19 protein-coding genes are annotated in these 18,469 nt (G+C 66.8%); 7 read left to right on the top strand and 12 right to left on the bottom strand.

Features of this window, described 5'->3' with window-relative positions; translation table 11 throughout:
* Positions 1 to 147: 147 nt before the first annotated feature.
* From ABZO33_RS17945 to ABZO33_RS17925, 5 genes are read right to left on the bottom strand one after another with little or no spacing between them, the layout of a single operon-like run.
* On the bottom strand, positions 148 to 1,119 hold the full coding sequence (locus ABZO33_RS17945; protein WP_414537106.1) for a FecR family protein: 972 nt from the start codon (positions 1,117 to 1,119) through the stop codon (positions 148 to 150).
* Entirely contained in the window at positions 1,116 to 1,667 is a 552-nt protein-coding gene (locus ABZO33_RS17940; RefSeq protein WP_414537105.1) for an RNA polymerase sigma factor, read from the bottom strand. The genes ABZO33_RS17945 and ABZO33_RS17940 overlap by 4 nt, the downstream gene beginning before the upstream one ends.
* 4 nt (positions 1,668 to 1,671) lie before the next feature.
* The gene (locus ABZO33_RS17935) at positions 1,672 to 1,998 is read right to left on the bottom strand and encodes a DUF3325 domain-containing protein (RefSeq protein WP_414537104.1); all 327 of its coding nucleotides are present in this window, start codon (positions 1,996 to 1,998) and stop codon (positions 1,672 to 1,674) included.
* Positions 1,998 to 3,560 carry a PepSY-associated TM helix domain-containing protein gene (locus ABZO33_RS17930; RefSeq protein ID WP_414537103.1) on the bottom strand — a complete coding sequence of 521 codons (1,563 nt, stop codon included), beginning with the start codon at positions 3,558 to 3,560 and terminating at the stop codon, positions 1,998 to 2,000. Before ABZO33_RS17930 ends, ABZO33_RS17935 begins: the two co-directional genes overlap by 1 nt.
* A complete protein-coding gene (locus ABZO33_RS17925; protein ID WP_094011745.1) occupies positions 3,557 to 3,862 on the bottom strand; it encodes a DUF3649 domain-containing protein in 306 nt (101 codons plus the stop codon). The genes ABZO33_RS17930 and ABZO33_RS17925 overlap by 4 nt, the downstream gene beginning before the upstream one ends.
* A 178-nt stretch (positions 3,863 to 4,040) precedes the next feature.
* On the opposite strand from ABZO33_RS17925, the gene ABZO33_RS17920 reads away from it, so the two are divergent.
* The 3 genes from ABZO33_RS17920 to fecA all read left to right on the top strand — a co-directional run bounded on the left by ABZO33_RS17920 (position 4,041) and on the right by fecA (position 7,887).
* Positions 4,041 to 4,535: a sigma-70 family RNA polymerase sigma factor gene (locus ABZO33_RS17920; protein ID WP_414537102.1), complete on the top strand. Its 495-nt coding sequence runs from the start codon at positions 4,041 to 4,043 to the stop codon at positions 4,533 to 4,535.
* Positions 4,532 to 5,458, top strand: a complete 927-nt coding sequence (locus tag ABZO33_RS17915; RefSeq protein ID WP_414537101.1) for a FecR domain-containing protein — start codon at positions 4,532 to 4,534, stop codon at positions 5,456 to 5,458. Before ABZO33_RS17920 ends, ABZO33_RS17915 begins: the two co-directional genes overlap by 4 nt.
* A 119-nt stretch (positions 5,459 to 5,577) precedes the next feature.
* Positions 5,578 to 7,887, top strand: coding sequence for a TonB-dependent Fe(3+) dicitrate receptor FecA (gene fecA, locus ABZO33_RS17910; RefSeq protein WP_414537100.1), 2,310 nt, complete (start codon positions 5,578 to 5,580; stop codon positions 7,885 to 7,887).
* A gap of 58 nt (positions 7,888 to 7,945) precedes the next feature.
* On the opposite strand, the gene ABZO33_RS17905 is transcribed toward fecA, so the two are convergent.
* Both ABZO33_RS17905 and ABZO33_RS17900 read right to left on the bottom strand, forming a co-directional pair.
* On the bottom strand, positions 7,946 to 8,428 hold the full coding sequence (locus ABZO33_RS17905; protein ID WP_102682126.1) for a glutathione peroxidase: 483 nt from the start codon (positions 8,426 to 8,428) through the stop codon (positions 7,946 to 7,948).
* Between the two features lie 145 nt (positions 8,429 to 8,573).
* Positions 8,574 to 9,059 (bottom strand): FKBP-type peptidyl-prolyl cis-trans isomerase, encoded by a 486-nt coding sequence (locus tag ABZO33_RS17900; RefSeq protein ID WP_046854201.1) that lies wholly within the window; start codon positions 9,057 to 9,059, stop codon positions 8,574 to 8,576.
* On the opposite strand from ABZO33_RS17900, the gene ABZO33_RS17895 reads away from it, so the two are divergent.
* Together ABZO33_RS17895 and pta are read left to right on the top strand one after the other, a co-directional pair.
* On the top strand, positions 9,058 to 9,360 hold the full coding sequence (locus tag ABZO33_RS17895; RefSeq protein WP_094011780.1) for a DUF3565 domain-containing protein: 303 nt from the start codon (positions 9,058 to 9,060) through the stop codon (positions 9,358 to 9,360). The genes ABZO33_RS17900 and ABZO33_RS17895 overlap by 2 nt on opposite strands.
* 32 nt (positions 9,361 to 9,392) lie before the next feature.
* Entirely contained in the window at positions 9,393 to 11,483 is a 2,091-nt protein-coding gene (pta, locus tag ABZO33_RS17890) for a phosphate acetyltransferase (protein WP_414537099.1), read from the top strand.
* A gap of 33 nt (positions 11,484 to 11,516) precedes the next feature.
* Here the strand turns inward: pta and ABZO33_RS17885 are convergent, their stop codons facing one another.
* Together ABZO33_RS17885 and ABZO33_RS17880 are read right to left on the bottom strand one after the other, a co-directional pair.
* Positions 11,517 to 12,047 carry a cytochrome b/b6 domain-containing protein gene (locus ABZO33_RS17885; RefSeq protein WP_414537098.1) on the bottom strand — a complete coding sequence of 177 codons (531 nt, stop codon included), beginning with the start codon at positions 12,045 to 12,047 and terminating at the stop codon, positions 11,517 to 11,519.
* Positions 12,044 to 12,313: a PepSY domain-containing protein gene (locus ABZO33_RS17880; RefSeq protein ID WP_414537097.1), complete on the bottom strand. Its 270-nt coding sequence runs from the start codon at positions 12,311 to 12,313 to the stop codon at positions 12,044 to 12,046. Before ABZO33_RS17880 ends, ABZO33_RS17885 begins: the two co-directional genes overlap by 4 nt.
* Positions 12,314 to 12,506: 193 nt before the next feature.
* On the opposite strand from ABZO33_RS17880, the gene ABZO33_RS17875 reads away from it, so the two are divergent.
* Positions 12,507 to 13,685 (top strand): acetyl-CoA C-acetyltransferase, encoded by a 1,179-nt coding sequence (locus tag ABZO33_RS17875; RefSeq protein ID WP_414537096.1) that lies wholly within the window; start codon positions 12,507 to 12,509, stop codon positions 13,683 to 13,685.
* A 47-nt stretch (positions 13,686 to 13,732) separates the two neighbouring features.
* Here ABZO33_RS17875 and ABZO33_RS17870 read toward each other — a convergent pair whose 3' ends face one another.
* The gene (locus ABZO33_RS17870; protein ID WP_414537095.1) at positions 13,733 to 14,440 is read right to left on the bottom strand and encodes an SDR family oxidoreductase; all 708 of its coding nucleotides are present in this window, start codon (positions 14,438 to 14,440) and stop codon (positions 13,733 to 13,735) included.
* Positions 14,441 to 14,515: 75 nt separating this feature from the next.
* On the opposite strand from ABZO33_RS17870, the gene ABZO33_RS17865 reads away from it, so the two are divergent.
* Positions 14,516 to 15,472, top strand: a complete 957-nt coding sequence (locus tag ABZO33_RS17865; protein ID WP_414537094.1) for a bile acid:sodium symporter — start codon at positions 14,516 to 14,518, stop codon at positions 15,470 to 15,472.
* Here ABZO33_RS17865 and ABZO33_RS17860 read toward each other — a convergent pair.
* Positions 15,469 to 15,987, bottom strand: coding sequence for a histidine phosphatase family protein (locus ABZO33_RS17860; protein WP_414537093.1), 519 nt, complete (start codon positions 15,985 to 15,987; stop codon positions 15,469 to 15,471). The genes ABZO33_RS17865 and ABZO33_RS17860 overlap by 4 nt on opposite strands.
* 64 nt (positions 15,988 to 16,051) lie before the next feature.
* Positions 16,052 to 18,355, bottom strand: a complete 2,304-nt coding sequence (gene metE / locus ABZO33_RS17855) for a 5-methyltetrahydropteroyltriglutamate--homocysteine S-methyltransferase (protein WP_414537092.1) — start codon at positions 18,353 to 18,355, stop codon at positions 16,052 to 16,054.
* Between the last annotated feature and the right edge of the window lie 114 nt (positions 18,356 to 18,469).

Genomic DNA, 18,469 nt, shown 5'->3' with positions numbered 1-18,469 from the left:
ACACGGATGCCGGCGTGGGGTACCTCATCACTTGATGGAAATATTTTGCTGTTCCGACGCTATCGCGGGGCAAGCCCGCTCCCACGCAATGGCTTATGGGAACGGACTCGTGGGAGCGGGCTTGCCCCGCGATGGCGTCGGCTCAGGTCACCGCAATACGGTCAACCGCCCCAGCACCGTCTGCCGCGAAAAACCCATCACCTTGCCCAGCGAATCCAGCGCGGCCAGCGGCTCTCCCACCGGGAAACTGCCACTGACCCTGCGCTGCGCCAGCTCACCGTCGAGCAGCAGGATCCGCCCCGGGTAGTAACGCCCCAGGTCCTCGAGCACCTGCGCCAACGGCACTTGGTAGTAGTTCAGCCAGCCCTGGCGCCAGGCCAGGCGATTGTCGCTGTCCACCGCCTCGACGCCACCGGCCACGCCGCCGGCATAGGCCAATTGCTGGTTGGCCGTCAGCTCGCGGGCCGTCTGCCCTTCGGCCGCCATCACCGCCACCCGCCCGCTGCGCACCGTGACCTGCGCGCCGTCACCCTGCCCGCGCACCTCGAACTGGGTCCCCAGCACCCGCACTTCACCGCCTTGGGCATCCACCAGGAATGGCTCGCCGGTATGGGTCACCTCGAAGAATGCGGCGCCGCGCAGCAATCGCACGCGCCGCTGCCCATGGGCGAAGTCCACCGCGACCGCGGTCCCGGCATCCAGGGTCAGTTGCGAATGATCGGCCAGGGTCACCTGCCGTACCTGCGCCCCGCTGGTGTAGTCGGCACGCAGGTCCTGCAGCCAGAACAGCGGCTGCCAGCCCGCCGCGAACCCCAGCGCCAGTACCAGGCTCGCCGCCACCGCCAGGCCGCGCCAAGGCCGCTTGCGCTCAGGTCCGCGCATGACATCCAGGTACGCTTGCAGGCCTTGTTGCTCCTCGGCAGCCAGCCGCGCCGCCGGCGCCTCGCTCAGGCGCCACAGCGCCTGGGCCTCGGCATAGGCCTGGCGATGGGCCGGGCTCTCCAGCAACCAGCACTTGAACGCCGCGCCCTCGGCCTGCGCCGGCTGCTGCTGAATGCGCCCCAGCCAGCGCAGGGCAGCCTGGGACTGGGTGGCAGTGATCGGCTGTTCAACACTCATCGACGGGCGCTCCCTGGCCGGCGCAGTGGGGACGCGGGTTCGGCGACACTCGCCTTGCACGCTTCGAGGGCGCGCATCATATGCTTTTCCACCGCGCTCTGGGACAACTGCATGGCCTTGGCGATCTCACCGTAGGTGCAGCCATGGATGCGGCTGAGCAGGAAGATCTGCCGGGTGCGCTCGGGCAGCGCCCGCAGGGCTGCCTCGATGCGTTGCAGGTCGTGGTCGACCTCCAGGGCCTGCTCGGGTGCCTGGGCGCAATGCGATTCATCGGGGTCGTGCAAGCCCTCGGCGGCGCGGTCGCGGCTGCCTTCGCTGCGCAGGTAGTCGATGGCCAGGTTGCTGGCGCTGCGCAGCAGATAGGTGTCGAGCGCCTCGACCTTTACCTCGGGGCGCCGCCAGAAGCGCAGGAACAGGTCCTGCACCAGGTCCGACGCCGTGGCGCGGCAGCCCACGCGGCGGCTGACCAGCGCCTCCATGCGCGCACGCTGGGCGAGGAAAACCTGGAGAAAGCGCGCCCGCCCGCCGCCGGCCTCGGAGTCGCTCAAGGGCCTAGACCGCCAGCACGGCCAGCAGCGGCCCGAGCACCAGGCTGGCGAGCGCCGCCCCTAGCAACAAGCGTGGCTGGTAAGCCAGGCCGAACACCCACAGGGTCACGCCGGCCATCAGCACAGCGATCCACTCCACCAGGCCCAGGGCCCAGCCGCGTCCATTCACGGCGAGGATCAACGACAGCAGCAGCAACGCCCAGCCCGTGATTTTCAAGGCTCGTAGCTGCCGCCCCGTGGGCTTGCGCCCGAGCAGGTCGCTGAAGTGTTTTTCCATGGCCAGGCACAGCCCGGCGAACCCGGCGAAGCCCATCAGCGCAACCCCCAGCATCAGCTCGCCTCCGCGGTTTTGGCGGCGCGTGGCGCACGCTTGGCGACCGGCTTGGGCGCACGCAGCATCTTGCCGGCAGCCCAGGCCAGGAACAGGCCGGTGGCCAGCGCCGTCAGGTCGAAGCCGGCCATCGCCCAGTCACCGGCGGCGATCGAATGGTCCAGGCCGTTGGCGGTGGTCAGCGCGTTGAGCACCGGCAGCAAGGCGAACGCCAGCGCCCCAAGGGTCAGTTGCTCGCCCCAGGCACGGCGCCCGCTGCGTAGCATGGCGTGGAGCAATGACGCGCCCCAGGCCAGGAAGAAGGCGTTGATTTCCCAGTCGGCCCGGCCCTCCAGCGTTGCCGGCAGCAGCCGATTGGCCCAGAAGAACGCCGCCACGCCCAGCAACAGGCCGCTCATGCTGGCGATGTTCAGCACTTCGACCAGGCGCAACTCGCCGGGCATGCGCGTGCTCTTGGCATGCTTGAGCTGGCGCTTGCCCAGCCACATCACCAAGCCCGTGCCGATCACCGCCGTGCCGGCCACGCCAAAGACGAAGTACAGCCAGCGCAGCCAGGGCCCGGCGAAGTTGCCCATGTGCAGGCCGACGAAGGTGAACGAGGTGGCCATCGCCGCGCTTTCCGGCGCGCCACGTCGCAACAGCTCGCCACTGACGCCATCGAAGGTCCAGATGGCGCTGCGCTGGTAGGCGACACTGTCGGCCGAGGCGCGGGTGAAGGTGACCCGAGCGTTGCGGTCACCGGGATTGTGCACCTGGATGTAGCCCATGCGCGCCCCCGGCGCCTGTTCCTGGACCTTGGCATACAGCTCGGTCAACGGCGCCAGCGGCGCGGCCTGGGCCACCGCCTCGGGGACCTCGTCGCGGCCGAACACATCGTTGAAGTAGCCGCGGCTGTCGCCGTAGCTGGCCAGGATACTGGCCGGCATGACCATGTACATGAAGATCACCAGGCTGCTGTAGCTGATCATCAGGTGGAACGGCAGCACCAGCACACCGATGGCGTTGTGGCCGTCGAGCCAGGAGCGTTGGCCCTTGCCCGGGCGGAAGGTGAAGAACTCCTTGAAGATCTTCTTGTGGGTGATGATCCCGGTGACCAGCCCCAGCAACATGATGAAGGCGCAGAAGGTCGACAGCCAGCGGCCCCAGGGGTGAGGCATCTGCAGTTGGAAGTGGAAGCGGTAGAAGAACTCGCCGCCCCGGCTGTCGCGGGCCTCGACCGCCTCGCCGGTGCGCGCGTCGAGGTCCTTGTCGGTGAAACCACGGCGCCCACCGCCGTTCGGGTCGCGCCAGCTGACGCTCAGCGCCGCCTCGCGTTCGCTGGGCAGGCGGATGAACCAGGTGCTGGCGTGCCCGGCGTTGGTTTCGAGGTAACGCTGGGCCAGGCCGAGACTGTTCACCGGGTCGAGCGGATGGCTCTGCACCTCGGGCTGGGTCCAGTGGCTGATCTCGTCCTTGAAGTACGACAGCGTCCCGGTGAGGAAGATGGCGAACAGCAGCCAGCCGAAGATCAGGCCGGTCCAGGTGTGCAGCCAGGCCATGGCCTGGCGGAAGCCTTCTTTCATGGCAGGTTCATCCAGTAGGCCAGCGCGTTGATCAGCCCCAGCACCAGGCTTGGCAGCAGCATGCCCAACCAGGCGCGCCAGGCGCTGCGGCAAGCGAAGCACCAGATGAAGGCGATCAGGTAAAAGACGAATGACAGCATCATCCCGGTCATCGTCGCGTCGGCCTGGGTCATCGGCGCAAGCAGGGTGATGCAGACACTGGCCATCGACGCCAGCAGGTAGCCACCCAGCAGCGCGGCAAGGCTGCGTGAGGTCACGGCCAGGCGGTAGCTCAGGGGAAGGCCGGCGGCTTTGCTCTTCATGGCGAGGGTCCGGGGATTGGGGCTGCAATACTAATGATTTCAATTCTCATAAGCAAAGCATGGCGGCGCGAGCGGTCGCATGCCTTGCGTCGGCAGCGATTGCCGAACACCAGCGGCATGAATACAATGCGAACAATTCTTACTTCCAGTTGCGCTTTCCGGCGCCGGAGTCGCATCGGTGCCCAGCGCCCTCTCTTCCACCGTCGAAGGCCTCTACATTGCCCACCACAGCTGGCTGACCGGTTGGCTGCGACGCCGCCTGGGCTGCCCGCAGAGCGCCGCCGACCTGGCACAGGACACCTACGTGCGCTTGCTCCAGGCCCGTGAAGCGCCGCAACTGGTCGAACCCCGCGCCTTCCTCACCACCGTGGCCAAGCGCGTGCTGTGCAACCATTTCCGCCGCCAGGAGCTCGAGCGCGCCTACCTCGAGGCCTTGGCCCAGGTGCCCGAACAGGTGGCACCCAGCGAGGAAGACAAAGCGCTCATCTTCGATACCCTGCTGGAACTCGACCGCCTGCTGGACGGCCTGCCGGTGCTGGTCAAGCGCGCCTTCCTGCTGGCCCAGGTCGATGGCCTGGGCCAGGGTGAGATCGCCCGCGAGCTGGGCATTTCTCTGGCGACGGTCAAGCGCTACCTGCACAAGGCAGCCTTGCGCTGCTACTTCGCCCTGTGAACGCTGGCTTTTCCTCGCAGATCGCCGAACAGGCGGTGCACTGGCTGATCGAGTCGCAGAGTGATGGCTTCGACCAGCACCAGGCTCTGGAGCACTGGCTCCAGGCAGACAGCGAGCATCTGCGCGCCTGGGCGCATATCCAGCAGGTAAACCAGCGCCTGCGCGGCGTGACCGCGCCAGTGGTCCACGCCACCCTGCAGGCCCCCCCCTCGCCCGCCCGACGCCGCGCCCTCAAGGTCTTGCTGCTGGCCGGCGTGGCCAGCGCCGCCGGGCTGGGCCTGCAGCAGCACAATCCGCTGCCCGGGTTGATGGCCGACTACCGCAGCCCGGTCGGCCAGCGCCGCCGTCTGACCCTCGATGACGGCAGCCAGTTGCACCTGAACACCCGCAGCGCCGCCGATGTGCGTTTCGACGGCCAGCAGCGCCTGGTGCGGTTGCAGGAAGGCGAGTTGCTGCTGGAAGTACGCAATGACCCTCGCCCGTTGCGCTTGCACACGGCCCAGGGCGAGCTGCGCCTGGACAGTGGCCGCTTCGATGTGCGCCAGTTCGACGGATTCAGCCTGGTCTCGGTGTTCAGCGGCAGCGCCAGCGTGGCCGGCACACCGCTGCTGGCCGGCCATCAGGCGCGTTTTGCAGCGAACGGCTGGCAGGCAATCGCGCCGCTCGACCCCAACCGCGCGGCCTGGGTAGACGGCATGCTGGTGGTGTCGCAGATGCGCCTGGGCGATTTTCTCGCCGAGCTTGGGCGTTATCGGCTCGGCCAGCTGGGTTGCAGCGAAAGCGTCGCCGACCTGCGGATTTCCGGGTCGTATCCACTGGCAGACAGTGAACGGATCCTGGAAATGCTGGAGGTGACACTACCGGTGAAGGTGCGGCGGTTCACCCGGTACTGGGTGTCGCTCGAAGCCGCGTCAACTGGTTGAGAGGCAGGCTCACTCCGACGAAGACCGGTTCCTTCCCAAGTTTTTCAAATCAGTTGAGCCATTTCCCGAACCTCGCGTGACAGAGAAGACAGAACCCCTTGTCACAGGACCTCCGTCACATGCCCCTGCGCCTCAGCCCCCTCGCCTACGCCCTGATCCTCGCCGCCCCGTTCGCCCTGGCCGGCGAGCCCCGCGACTACCATATCGCGCCCGGCACACTGGAACAGGCCCTGAACCAGTTCGGTCGCGAAAGCGGTGCGCTGATCTCGTTCAGCCCCGGCCTCACCCAAGGTCTGAACAGCCCCGGCCTGGAAGGCCAGTACGAGGTCGGCCAGGGCCTGGACGCCCTGCTGCGCGGCAGTGGCCTGCAGGCGCGCCAGGAGGTCGACAACGCCTACAGCCTGCAACCGCTGCCGGCCACGGGCGGCACTGCACCCGTCGAACTGGGCGCCTCGACCGTGGTCGGCGATTGGCTGGCCGAGGCCCGCCAGGACAACGTCTTCGAGCACCCCGGTGCCCGCGACGTGGTGCGTCGCGATGAATTCGAACGCAGCGGCGCCAGCAGTGCCCGCGAAGTGCTCAACCGCATCCCCGGCGTCAACGCCCCGGAAAACAACGGCACCGGCAGCCACGACCTGGCGCTGAACTTCGGCATCCGCGGCCTCAATCCGCGCCTGGCCTCGCGCTCCACCGTGCTGATGGACGGCATCCCGGTGCCCTTCGCCCCCTACGGCCAGCCGCAGCTGTCGCTGGCGCCGATCAGCCTGGGCAACATGGACGCCGTGGACGTGGTGCGCGGTGGCGGCGCGGTGCGTTACGGGCCGCAGAACGTCGGCGGCATCGTCAACTTCGTCACCCGCGCCATCCCCGAAGAAGCCACCTTCAAGGCGGCGATGCAGAACCAGCTCAGCCCGTCATCCAGCCAGGATGGCCTGAAGAACAGCGCCAACCTGCTGATCGGCGGCACCAACGCCAACGGCCTGGGCGGCGCCCTGCTCTACTCCGGCACCCGTGGCAGTGACTGGCGCGAGCACAGCGACACGCAGATCGACGACCTGATGCTCAAGGGCAAGCTGCAACTGGACGACGCCAACAGCCTGCACGCCATGGCCCAGTACTACGAGGGCGAGGCCGAGATGCCCGGCGGCCTCAGCACTGCCGACTTCGACGCCGACCCGTACCAGTCGACCCGCCTGAAGGACAAGTTCTGGGGCCGTCGCACCCTGTTCAACTTCGGTTACGACTACAAGCAGGACGACCGCCAGTTCAGCGTCAACAGCTTCTTCACCAAGACCCTGCGCAGCGGCTACCTGGACCAGGGCAGCTTCGTCTCGCTGTCGCCGCGCGAGTACTGGGTGCGCGGCATCGAAACGCGTTTCTCGCAGGGCCTGGCCCTGGGCGACAGCTGGCACGAACTGGGCGTCGGCTACCGCTACGTCAATGAAGCCGGCCACGAACTGCGTTACCGCGAGCCGGTCAACGGCGCCCTGCCGACCACCGCCAGCCGCAACGACCGCGACACCCGTGGCAGCACCGAAGCCCACGCGATCTACCTCGACGACCGCATCGACATTGGCCGCTGGACCATCACCCCGGGCATCCGCTACGAGATGATCGACTCGCGGCAGAGCAACAAGCTCAACGGCCAGCAGTACCAGGGCAGCTACAACACCGCCTTGCCCGCGCTGAACGTGATGTACCACCTCACCGACAACTGGAACCTGTACGCCAACACCGAAGGCTCGTTCGGCAGCGTGCAGTACAGCCAGATGCCCAACCGGGTCAGCAGTGGCGAGGTGAAACCGGAGAAGGCGCGCACCTGGGAAGTCGGCACCCGCTACGACAATGGCGACCTGCAGGCGGAGATCGGCGCGTTCCTGATCAATTTCGACAACCAGTACGAAAGCAACCAGACCAACGATTCGGTGATCGCTCGCGGCGAGACCCGCCACCAGGGCATCGAGACCAGCGTGCGCTACGCCCTCGACGGCCTGAGCCCGGCCCTGGCCGGTTTCGACGTGCACGCCGGCTACGCCTTCGTCGACGCCACAATTCGTGAAGACGGCCCGAACAAGGGCAACCAGGTGCCGTTCTCGTCGCGCCACAAGGGCACGCTGGGCATCGGCTATACCGAAGGCCCGTGGCAGCTGAACCTGGACAGCAGCTTCCAGAGCAGCCAGTACGCCGACAACGCCAACACCGGCAGCGAGAGTGCCGACGGCAGCACCGGGCGCATCCCCGGCTACATGCTGGTCAACACCCGCGCCGGCTATGACTTCGGCCCTGCGCTGTCGAACCTGAAGGTGGCGGTGGGGGTGAAGAACCTGTTCAACCGCGAGTACTACACCCGCTCGTTCGACGACAACAACAAGGGCAAGTACGTGGGTGAGCCGCGGACGCTATACGTGCAGACGTCGGTAGAGTTCTAGATCCCCCGGGGTTGCGTTGCTGCCCAGCGCCAGCGGGCCGGCGCTGGGCAGCCCGTGATCAGGCCAGCGCTTTCTCGATGGCCTGCACCACGGTCGGATCGTCTGGCGCGGTACGCGGGGCGAAACGCGCCAGCACCCGGCCATCCTTGCCGACCAGGAACTTCTCGAAGTTCCAGGTGATGTCGCCGGGGAACTCGGCGCCCTCGCCCGCCAGCAGGCGATACAGCGAATGACGTTGCGCGCCGTTGACCTCGAGCTTGGCCCCCAGCGGGAAGCTCACGCCGTAGTTGAGGCTGCAGAAGTCCTGGATTTCCTTGTCGCTGCCAGGCTCCTGGCCTGCAAACTGGTTGCACGGCAGGCCGAGCACGTTGAAACCCTGGCCCTTGTACTGCTGGTGCAGCTTTTCCAGCGAAGCGTATTGCGGCGTCAGGCCGCACTTGGAGGCGACATTGACCACCAGCACCACCTGGCCCTTGAACGGTGCAAGGGGCAGGTCCTCGCCGTTCAGCGCCTTCAACGTCAGGTCGTGAAATGCACTCATGATGAAATCCCCTCTCAGGTTCCGATTGCCGCTGGGGCGAATCCCGCCCACTAAAAAGGCGCGCGGCCAAACCGTCCACCCTCCCGAGGAGGGCAAGTCCGGCTTGCCCGAGCGCCTGGCGACTCTCTGAGCTTAGCGCAGAAAATCAGTGGTGATGGCCACCTTCACCGTGGATGTGACGGTGAGCGATTTCTTCTTCGCTGGCGTCACGCACGTCGACAACCTTGACCTTGAAGTTCAGGCGCTGGCCAGCCAGCGGGTGGTTGCCGTCGACGGTCACGTCGTCGCCGTCGATGTCGCGGATGGTGACGATCTGCATCTGGCCGTCCGGCGCCGAGGCGTGGAACTGCATGCCGACTTCCAGTTGGTCGACGCCTTCGAACATCTTGCTGCTCAGGGTGCTGACCAGCTCGGCGGAGTATTCGCCGTAGGCTTCTTCGGGTTCGATGGCAACGGTCAGTTCCTCACCGGCCTGCTTGCCTTCCAGGGCTTTTTCCAGGCCCGGGATGATGTTGCCGGCACCGTGCAGGTAGACCAGCGGCGCACCACCGGCGGAGCTGTCGATGACCTCACCTGCGTCGTTGGTGAGGGTATAGTCGATGGAGACAGCCTTGTTGGCGGCGATCAGCATGGGGCAAGACCTTTTGCAAAAGAATATAGAACGCACAAGTGTAACCAACGCATCGGCCGATTGCGAACCCGGCGCGGACCAACAGCAGCCCATCAGTCGGATCACCGGCTTCCACCTCGACGAAGAGCGGCACTGGGTGGTCGAGCTGTCCTGCGGCCACACCCAGCATCTGCGCCACCAGCCGCCGTGGCAGGCCCGGCCCTGGGTGCTCGACGCCGACGAACGCGCCCGGCGCATCGGCCAGGTATTCCCCTGCGGCTGGTGCGCTCAGGGTGCCGTTAGCGCTACCCTTGGCCGCTGAACTCCTTGCACCGCTTATTCCGAGAAGCACGCATGCAGACATTTTTCATCGCACCGACCGACTTCGGTGTCGGCCTGACCTCCATCAGCCTGGGCCTGGTGCGCACCCTGGAGCGCGCCGGGCTCAAGGTCGGTTTCTTCAAGCCGATCGCCCAGCCGCACCCCGGCGACACCGGCCCGGAGCGCTCCAGCGAACTGGTCGCCCGCACCCATGGCATCAAGCCGCCGACGCCCCTGAGCCTGGGCCATGTCGAGCGCATGCTCGGTGACGGCCAGCTCGACGAACTGCTCGAACAGATCATCCGCCTGTACCAGCAGGCCTGCGTCGGCAAGGACGTGGTGGTGGTCGAGGGCATGGTGCCGACCCGCCACGCCAGCTATGCCGCCCGGGTCAACCTGCACCTGGCCAAGAGCCTGGACGCCGAGGTGATCCTGGTGTCGGCGCCGGAGAACGAGGTGCTCAGCGAGCTGTCCGGCCGCGTCGAGCTGCAGGCCCAGCTGTTCGGCGGCCCGCGCGACCCGAAGGTGCTCGGCGTGGTCCTGAACAAGGTACGCACCGACGAAAGCATGGCCGATTTCGCCACGCGCCTGCGCGAGCATTCGCCGCTGCTGCGCGGCGGCGACTTCCGCCTGCTTGGCTGCATCCCCTACCAGGCCGAGCTCAACGCCCCGCGCACCCGCGACGTGGCCGAGCTGCTCGGCGCCCAGGTGCTCAACCCCGGCGACTATGACCAGCGGCGCATGAGCAAGATCATCATCTGCGCCCGCACCGTGGCCAACACCGTGCCGCTGCTGACCTCCGGCACCCTGGTGGTGACGCCCGGCGACCGCGACGACATCATCCTCGCCGTGTGCATGGCCGCGATCAACGGCGTGCCCCTGGCCGGCCTGTTGCTGACCAGCGACAGCAAGCCCGACCCGCGCATCCTCGAGCTGTGCCGCGGCGCCCTGCAGGCCGGCCTGCCAATCCTGTCAGTGAGCACCGGCTCCTACGACACCGCCAACCAGCTCAACTCGCTGAACCGCGAGATCCCGGTGGACGACCGCGAGCGCGCCGAGTTCATCACCGACTTCGTCGCCAGCCACCTGGACGCCGCCTGGCTGCACCAGCGCTGCGGCACGCCACGCGAGCTGCGCCTGTCGCCAGCGGTGTTCCGCTACCAGTTGATCCAGCGCGCCCAGCAGGCCAACAAGCGCATCGTCCTGCCCGAGGGCGCCGAACCCTTGCTGGTGCAGGCGGCGGCCTTGTGCCAGGCCCGTGGCATCGCCCGTTGCGTGCTGCTGGCCAAGCCCGAGGAGGTGCAGGCCGTGGCCCGCGCCCAGGGCATCAGCCTGCCGCCGGACCTGGAGGTGCTCGACCCCGAGGTGATCCGTGGCCGCTATGTCGAACCCATGGTGAATCTGCGCAAGAGCAAGAACCTCAACGCGCCGATGGCCGAGCAGCAACTGGAAGACCCGGTGGTGATCGGCACCATGATGCTGGCACTCGGTGAAGTCGACGGCCTGGTCTCGGGCCTGGTGCATTCCACCGCCAACACCATCCGCCCGGCCTTGCAGCTGATCAAGACCGCGCCGGGCAGCAGCCTGGTGTCCTCGGTGTTCTTCATGCTGTTCCCCGACCAGGTGCTGGTCTATGGCGACTGCGTGATGAACCCGCACCCCAGCGCCGCCGAGCTGGCCGAAATCGCCCGGCAGAGCGCCGAGTCGGCCGAGTCGTTCGGCATCGCGCCACGGGTGGCGATGCTCAGCTACTCCAGCGACTCGGCAGCCAGCGACGAAGAAGTGGAGAAGGTCCGCGAGGCCACGCGCCTGGCGCAGCAGGCCGAGCACGACCTGCTGATCGACGGCCCGTTGCAGTACGACGCCGCCGCCAACCCCGAGATCGCCCGACAGCTGGCGCCGTCGAGCCCGGTGGCCGGGCGGGCCACGGTGTTCGTGTTCCCCGACCTGAACACCGGCAACACCACGCACAAGGCGGTGCAGCGCAGCGCCGACTGCGTCAGCCTCGGGCCGATGCTGCAAGGGCTGCGCAAGCCGGTCAACGACCTGCCGCGCGGGGCGCAGGTGGACGACATCGTACACACCATCGCCTTGACCGCGATCCAGGCCAGCACCGTGCGCTGAACGGCAAAGGGCCGCCATGCGGCCCCACGCCCATCAATCCTCCGGCGAGCGCCGCCGCCCGGTCACCATCGACCACGGCAGGTTCTCGCGCAGGCGCACGCTCTCTACCAGCGCCGCCAGCAGGTGTACGCAGACCAGCGCCAGCAAGCCATCGGCCAGCAGGCTGTGCAGCGTCTCCAGCCACTCGGCGCCCCAGAAGGCGTCCACCTCGAGCATCATCCAGCCGCTCACCCCCAGGCTGGCGATGCCGAGCATCATCAACACCATCACCAGCGCGCCGATCGGCGTGTGCCCCATGCGGTGGTAACGCTCGCCGCGCCACAACGCCCGGGCATGCGCCCGCAACCGCGACGGGGTGGGCCAGAAGTCGGCCCAGCGCGCGCTGCGCGGCCCGACAAAGCCCCACACCAGCCGCACCAACAGACAGCCGCAGGCGTAGTAGCCCAGCCACTGGTGCCAGTCGTCACCGGCCTCGTTGAAGCAGTAGTTGGCGAAGAACACCAGCGCCAGCGACCAGTGACTCACGCGCAGCCACGGATCCCATAGCCGCACGCTTGTCGTCACTTGTGGATCTCGGTCTTGACCGCCTTGCCCGTCACCGGGTCGTGGTAGATCTCGACCTTGCGGCCGTCCTTGTCGAAGCCGTAGATCTCGTAACAATTGCCTTTGGTAACCTGGAACTTGTTGATTTTGTAACCCTGCTCCTTGAGCTGGGCCTGGAACTTGTCGGCATCCTGCCAGGTGCTGCGGTCGGCGCTGGTGCATTCGGTCTTGGCGAACGCACCGGCACTGGCCAGCAGCAGAGTGAGGGCGAGCACTGAATGGCGCATGGTCGGCAACTCCGTTCAGGTTGACTGGAAACCGCACTGTGACCGGCCAAGCTTAGTTCTGCGCGAATGAAGGCACCGCGCCGCCACGATCATTCATTTGAATTTCGGATCAATGGCAAAGAAAAACAAACTTCTCAAATAAGCCCCGGGCGCGGATGCTGTGACGATCACGCTCGTATCCTGGAGAACAACAATGAACGAAGTCGTCATCGTCGCCGCCACCCGCACTGCCATCGGCAGCTTCCAGGGGGCCCTGGCCAACGTGTCCGCCGTGGAACTGGGCGCTGCGGTGATCCGCCAGCTGCTGGCCCAGACCCAGCTGGACCCGGCGCAGGTCGACGAAGTGATCCTCGGCCAGGTGCTCACCGCCGGTGCCGGGCAGAACCCCGCCCGCCAGGCCGCGGTCAAGGCCGGCCTGCCTTACGAAGTACCCGCCCTGACCCTGAACAAGGTCTGCGGCTCGGGCCTCAAGGCCCTGCACCTGGCCGCCCAGGCCATCCGCTGCGGCGATGCCGAGGTGGTGATCGCCGGTGGCCAGGAAAGCATGAGCCTGGCGCCCTATGTGATGCCCTCGGCACGCACCGGCCAGCGCATGGGCCACGGCCAGCTGGTCGACAGCATGATCAGCGACGGCCTGTGGGACGCCTTCAACGATTACCACATGGGCATCACCGCCGAAAACCTGGTGGACAAGTACGCCCTGACCCGTGAACAACAGGACGCCTTCGCCGCCGAGTCCCAGCGCAAGGCCCTGGCTGCCATCGAGGCGGGCCGCTTCAAGGCCGAGATCACCCCGATCCACATCCCGCAGAAAAAAGGCGAGCCGCTGGTGTTCGACACCGACGAGCAGCCACGCCCCGGCACCAGCGCCGAGTCCCTGGGCAAACTGCGCGCCGCGTTCAAGAAGGACGGCAGCGTCACCGCCGGCAACGCCTCCAGCCTCAACGACGGCGCCGCCGCGGTGCTGCTGATGAGCGCCGCCAAGGCCAAGGCCCTGGGCCTGCCGGTACTGGCCAAGGTAGCCGCCTACGCCAGCGCGGGCGTGGACCCGGCGATCATGGGCATCGGCCCGGTGTCGGCAACCCAGCGCTGCCTGGACAAGGCCGGCTGGCAGCTGGGCGAGCTGGACCTGATCGAGGCCAACGAAGCCTTTGCCGCCCAGGCATTGGCCGTGGGCAAGCAGCTGGAATGGGATGCGGCGAAGGTCAACGTCAATGGCGGCGCCATCGCCCTGGGCCACCCGATCGGCGCGTCGGGCTGCCGGGTGCTGGTGACCCTGCTGCACGAGATGATCAAGCGCGATGCCAAGAAAGGCCTGGCGACCCTGTGCATCGGCGGCGGCCAGGGCGTGGCGCTGGCGATCGAGCGTTGATCTGAAGGCCTGTCGCGGGGCGTGCCCCGCGACAGGCCCGGTCTTTTTCAGAAGCGCTCGTCGCGCAGCGCCGGCAAGGTGATGTCGCGCACATAGCTGGCCGACGACAGGCTCAGCATCATCCGGCACACCTGCACCACGTCGTGCAGTGGAATCAGCGTCCCCTCGCCGCGCTGCTCGGCCTCGGCCAGCGGCACATCCAGGCCATCCTCGGTGTTCAGGTAGCCCAGGTTCAGGCAACTCACCCCCAGGCCCTGTTCGCGGAAACCTTCGCGCAGGCTTTCGGCGATGCCGCGCAAGCCGAACTTGCTGGCACCGAAGGTCACCTCCGGGCGACCACTGCCCGGCAGGCCGGAGGTGGAGCCGGTGAGGATGATCCGTGGTCGGGCACTCTGCAGCAGCAGCGGCAGCAGGCGCTTGATCAGCAGCAGCGGCGCGGTGATGTTGGTGCCTACCATGCGCTCGATCTGCGCCTCGTCATCATCGAGGAAGCTGTAGCCTTCCTCGAAGGCCCGCGCTTCCCAGATACCGACGTTGTACACCAGTACGTCCAGCCCACCGTCGGCCACCGCCTCATGGATGATCGCCGCAGCCTGACGCGGCTGGCCGAGGTCGGCCTCGATCCACTGCGCCGCGCCCGGCAATGACGCCGGCCTGCTGCGCGACACACCGATCAGTGTATCGCCATGCCCACCCAGGCCCCGCACCAGCGCCTGGCCCAATCCCTTGCTCGCACCGACCACTAGAATTCGCATCGAATCACTCCCTATGGACTGCCCCAGATAGTACCCTGCCCAACCCAGCAAATCAGTCGGAAATAACAGTACGCCGTGGACAGAGATCAACTCGAACGCAACCAGATCCCCCTCTACTTCATCGCCGTGGTGCTGGCCGCCGCGCTCGGCCTGCTGGCGCCGGGCACCGCAGAGCCGCTGGCGGCGGTGGTAACCCCGGCCATCGCGGTATTGATGTACGCGATGTTCCTGCAGATCCCCTTCCTCGACCTGCGCACGAGCCTGGGCAATCGGCGCTTCATGGCCGCGCTGCTGCTGGCCAACTTCGTGCTGGTGCCGCTGCTGGTGTGGGCCGGTACCCGTGGGCTGGTCGAGCACCCCGCCGTGCTGGTAGGTGCCCTGCTGGTGCTGCTCACGCCCTGCATCGACTATGTGGTGGTGTTCACCCATCTCGGTAAAGGCGACTCGCGCCTGACCCTGGCGGCGACGCCGCTGCTGCTGTTGCTGCAACTGGTGCTGTTGCCGCTATACTTGGCACTGATGCTCGGCGGCGCCGGCCATGTGGAGATTTCCGTGGCGCCATTTGTCGAGGCCTTCGTACTGCTGATCGCGCTGCCACTACTGCTGGCCATCGCCACCAGCGCCGGGGCGCGGCGCTCTACAGTGGTTTCGAAGTGGAACGACGCCTGGGCGTGGCTGCCAGTGCCGGCCATGGCCCTGGTGCTGATCGCGGTGATCGGCTCGCAGATCGGCGTGGTCGCCAGCCGGCTGGACGACCTGCTGCCGGTGGTGCCGGTGTATGTCGGCTTCGCTTTGCTGGCGCCGCTGCTTGGGTGGTTTGTGGCGCGGCTGTTCAAGTTGTCCACAGGCGAGGCGCGGGCGGTGACCTTCAGCGCCGCCACGCGTAATTCGCTGGTGGTGCTGCCGTTGGCGTTGGCGCTGCCTGAACCGATCCGGGCGTTGGCGGCGGCGGCGGTGATTACCCAGACGCTGGTGGAGCTGGTGAGCGAGCTGGTCTACGTTCGTGTCGTGCCGGCGTTGATTCGGCGCTAGGCCAGTCGCACCCGCCATTGGCCGTAATGGCTGAAGCGCACGCAAGCCAAGGGCTGCACATCGATGCAATGGAACGAGGTGAACGGCGCGCACAGCGCATGCAGCATTGCCGCGCGGATGGCGAAGGGGTGGGTGACGGCGATCCATTCACCCTCGCCCAGTGCGCTGTCCATCCAATGGGCAACACGCTCGCACAGGGCGGCCAGCGATTCGCCGCCGTGGGGCGTGGCATGGGGGTCACTCAGCCACGCCTGCAATGCGGCTTCATCCAGATGCTTGAGCGGCTGACCTTTCCAGGTGCCCAGGTCGCAATCGCGCAGCCCCTCATCAACCGTCGCCCTCAGGCCCTCGGCTGTTTGCCGGGCACGCAGCTCAGGTGCGCTGAGGTAGCGGACCGCCGGTTCAGGCACAAGCGAGGGCAATTCCAGCAAAGGCTCGCCATCCTGGGCGAAGCGCCCCACCCTTTGCGCCTCGGTGCGAGCGTGGCAGATCAAGGTGAGGTGGATGGGCTTCATGTCTGGGCTTCGGCAGGGATGTCCGGGCACTCTAGCCGAAGTCCGGGGAACATGCGCAACGGCATCAGGCTGAGGCGCGCAACTCGCGGGCAGCGGCGACCATGTTCACCAACGCCGCCTCGGTCTCCGCCCAGCCACGGGTCTTCAAGCCGCAATCCGGGTTCACCCACAGCCGCTCGGCCGGGATCCGCTGTGCCGCCTTGCGCAGTAGCTTGACCATCTCTTCCCTGGCGGGCACCCGCGGCGAGTGGATGTCGTACACGCCCGGGCCGATCTCGTTCGGGTAGGCGAAACGCTCGAACGCCTCCAACAGTTCCATGTCCGAACGCGAGGTCTCGATGGTGATCACATCGGCATCCATCGCCGCGATCGACTCGATCACATCGTTGAACTCGCTGTAGCACATGTGGGTGTGGATCTGCGTCTCGTCCCGCACGCCCGAGGCGCACAGGCGAAACGCCTCGGTGGCCCACTCCAGGTAGCGCGGCCAGGCACTGCTGCGCAGCGGCAGGCCCTCGCGGAAAGCGGCTTCGTCGATCTGTACGATCTTGATGCCCGCGGCTTCCAGATCGACCACTTCGTCACGAATGGCCAGCGCCAGCTGGCGTGCCTGCACCTCGCGGCTCACGTCCTCGCGTGGGAACGACCACATCAGCATGGTCACCGGGCCCGTCAGCATGCCCTTCATCACCTTGCGGGTCAGGCCCTGGGCATAGGTGATCCAGTCCACAGTCATCGCCTTCGGCCGGCTCAGGTCGCCGAAGATCACCGCGGGTTTCACGCAGCGCGAACCGTAGCTCTGCACCCAGCCGAAACGGGTGAACACGTAGCCGTCCAGCTGCTCGGCGAAGTACTCGACCATGTCGTTGCGCTCGGCCTCGCCATGCACCAGCACGTCCAGGCCGAGGTTTTCCTGGATCTCGACTGCATGACGAATCTCGCTGTGCATGGCCTCGATATAGTCGGCCTCGGTCAGCTTGCCCTGCTTGAACGCCTGGCGCGCCAGGCGGATGGCCGCGGTCTGCGGGAACGAACCGATGGTGGTGGTCGGAAAAGCCGGCAGGTTCAGCCCGGCGTGCTGCTTGGCGATGCGCTGCTCGAAAGCAGTGGCGCGCTGGCTATCGGCGGGCTTGATCGCGGCGACGCGGGCCTGCACCGCCGGCTTGTGAATGCGCGGCGAGGTGGTGCGGGCGTGCTGCACGGCGCGGCTCTGCGCCAGCGCCGCCAGCACCTCGTCGGCCTCGGGCTGGTTGAGCGCCTTGGCCAGCAACGCCACTTCCTGGCACTTCTGCACGGCGAACGCCAGCCAGCTTTTCAGTTCGTCATCGAGCTGGTCTTCACGGGCCAGGTCCACCGGGCTGTGCAACAGCGAGCACGACGGCGCCACCCACAGGCGATCACCCAGGCGCTCGTGGGCATGGCGCAGCACCTCCAGCGCCTTGTCCAGGTCGCAGCGCCAGACATTGCGGCCATTGACCACGCCCAGCGACAGCACCTTGTAGGCCGGCAGGCGGTCGAGGATGGTCGGGTACTGGTCCGGGGCACGCACCAGATCGATGTGCAGGCCATCGACCGGCAGGTTGGCGGCAAGGCCCAGGTTGTCTTCGAGGCCGCCGAAGTAGGTGGCGATCAGCTTTTTCAGCGGGGCGCGCTGGAGGATGTTGTAGACCCGCTCGTAAGCGTTCTTCCAGTCCTGCGGCAGGTCGAGGGCGAGGATCGGCTCGTCGATCTGCACCCACTCCACGCCCTGCACCGCCAGGCGGTTGAAGATCTGGTCATACAGCGGCAGCAGGCGGTCGACCAGCTCCAGCTTGTCGAAGTCGGCGCCCTTGGTCTTGCCCAGCCACAGGTAGGTCAACGGGCCGATCAGCACCGGCTTGACCACGTGGCCCAGGGCCTTGGCCTCCTCCACCTCCTCGAACAGCTGCTCCCAGCTCAGGGCGAACTGCTGATCGGCGGTGAACTCGGGGACCAGGTAGTGGTAGTTGGTGTCGAACCACTTGGTCATCTCCTGGGCATGGGCACCACCGCAGCAGTTGTCGCCTTGGTCGATCGCCACGGCGCCTCGGGCCATGGCGAACAGGGTCTGCAAGGTCGGCTTGGCACCGTCCTTGGCACGGAAGCGCTGGGGGATCACGCCGAAGGTCAGCGAGTGAGTCAGCACCTGGTCGTACCAGGCGAAGTCGCCAACCGGCAGCAGGTCGATGCCGGCGTCCTTCTGCACCTGCCAGTGGGCGGCACGCAACTCACGGCCCACGGCACGCAAGCCGGCTTCGTTCAGCTCGCCCTTCCAGAACGCTTCCTGGGCTTTCTTCAACTCACGGTCGCGGCCGATGCGTGGGAAACCCAGGTTGTGTGCCAGTGCCATGTCGTGGTCCCTCGATCTTTTTAAATGAATGAGGGAGATTCTGGGCTGCGGTTTAATGTGAGACAAACTCATTAAATTTGAGATGAACTCAAGATTTGTTCATAGTGCAAATCC

Origin of the sequence: Pseudomonas sp. CAM1A (assembly GCF_047501685.1) — a bacterium.
Taxonomy (GTDB): domain Bacteria; phylum Pseudomonadota; class Gammaproteobacteria; order Pseudomonadales; family Pseudomonadaceae; genus Aquipseudomonas.
This window is presented reverse-complemented; position numbering and strand designations above follow the sequence as displayed.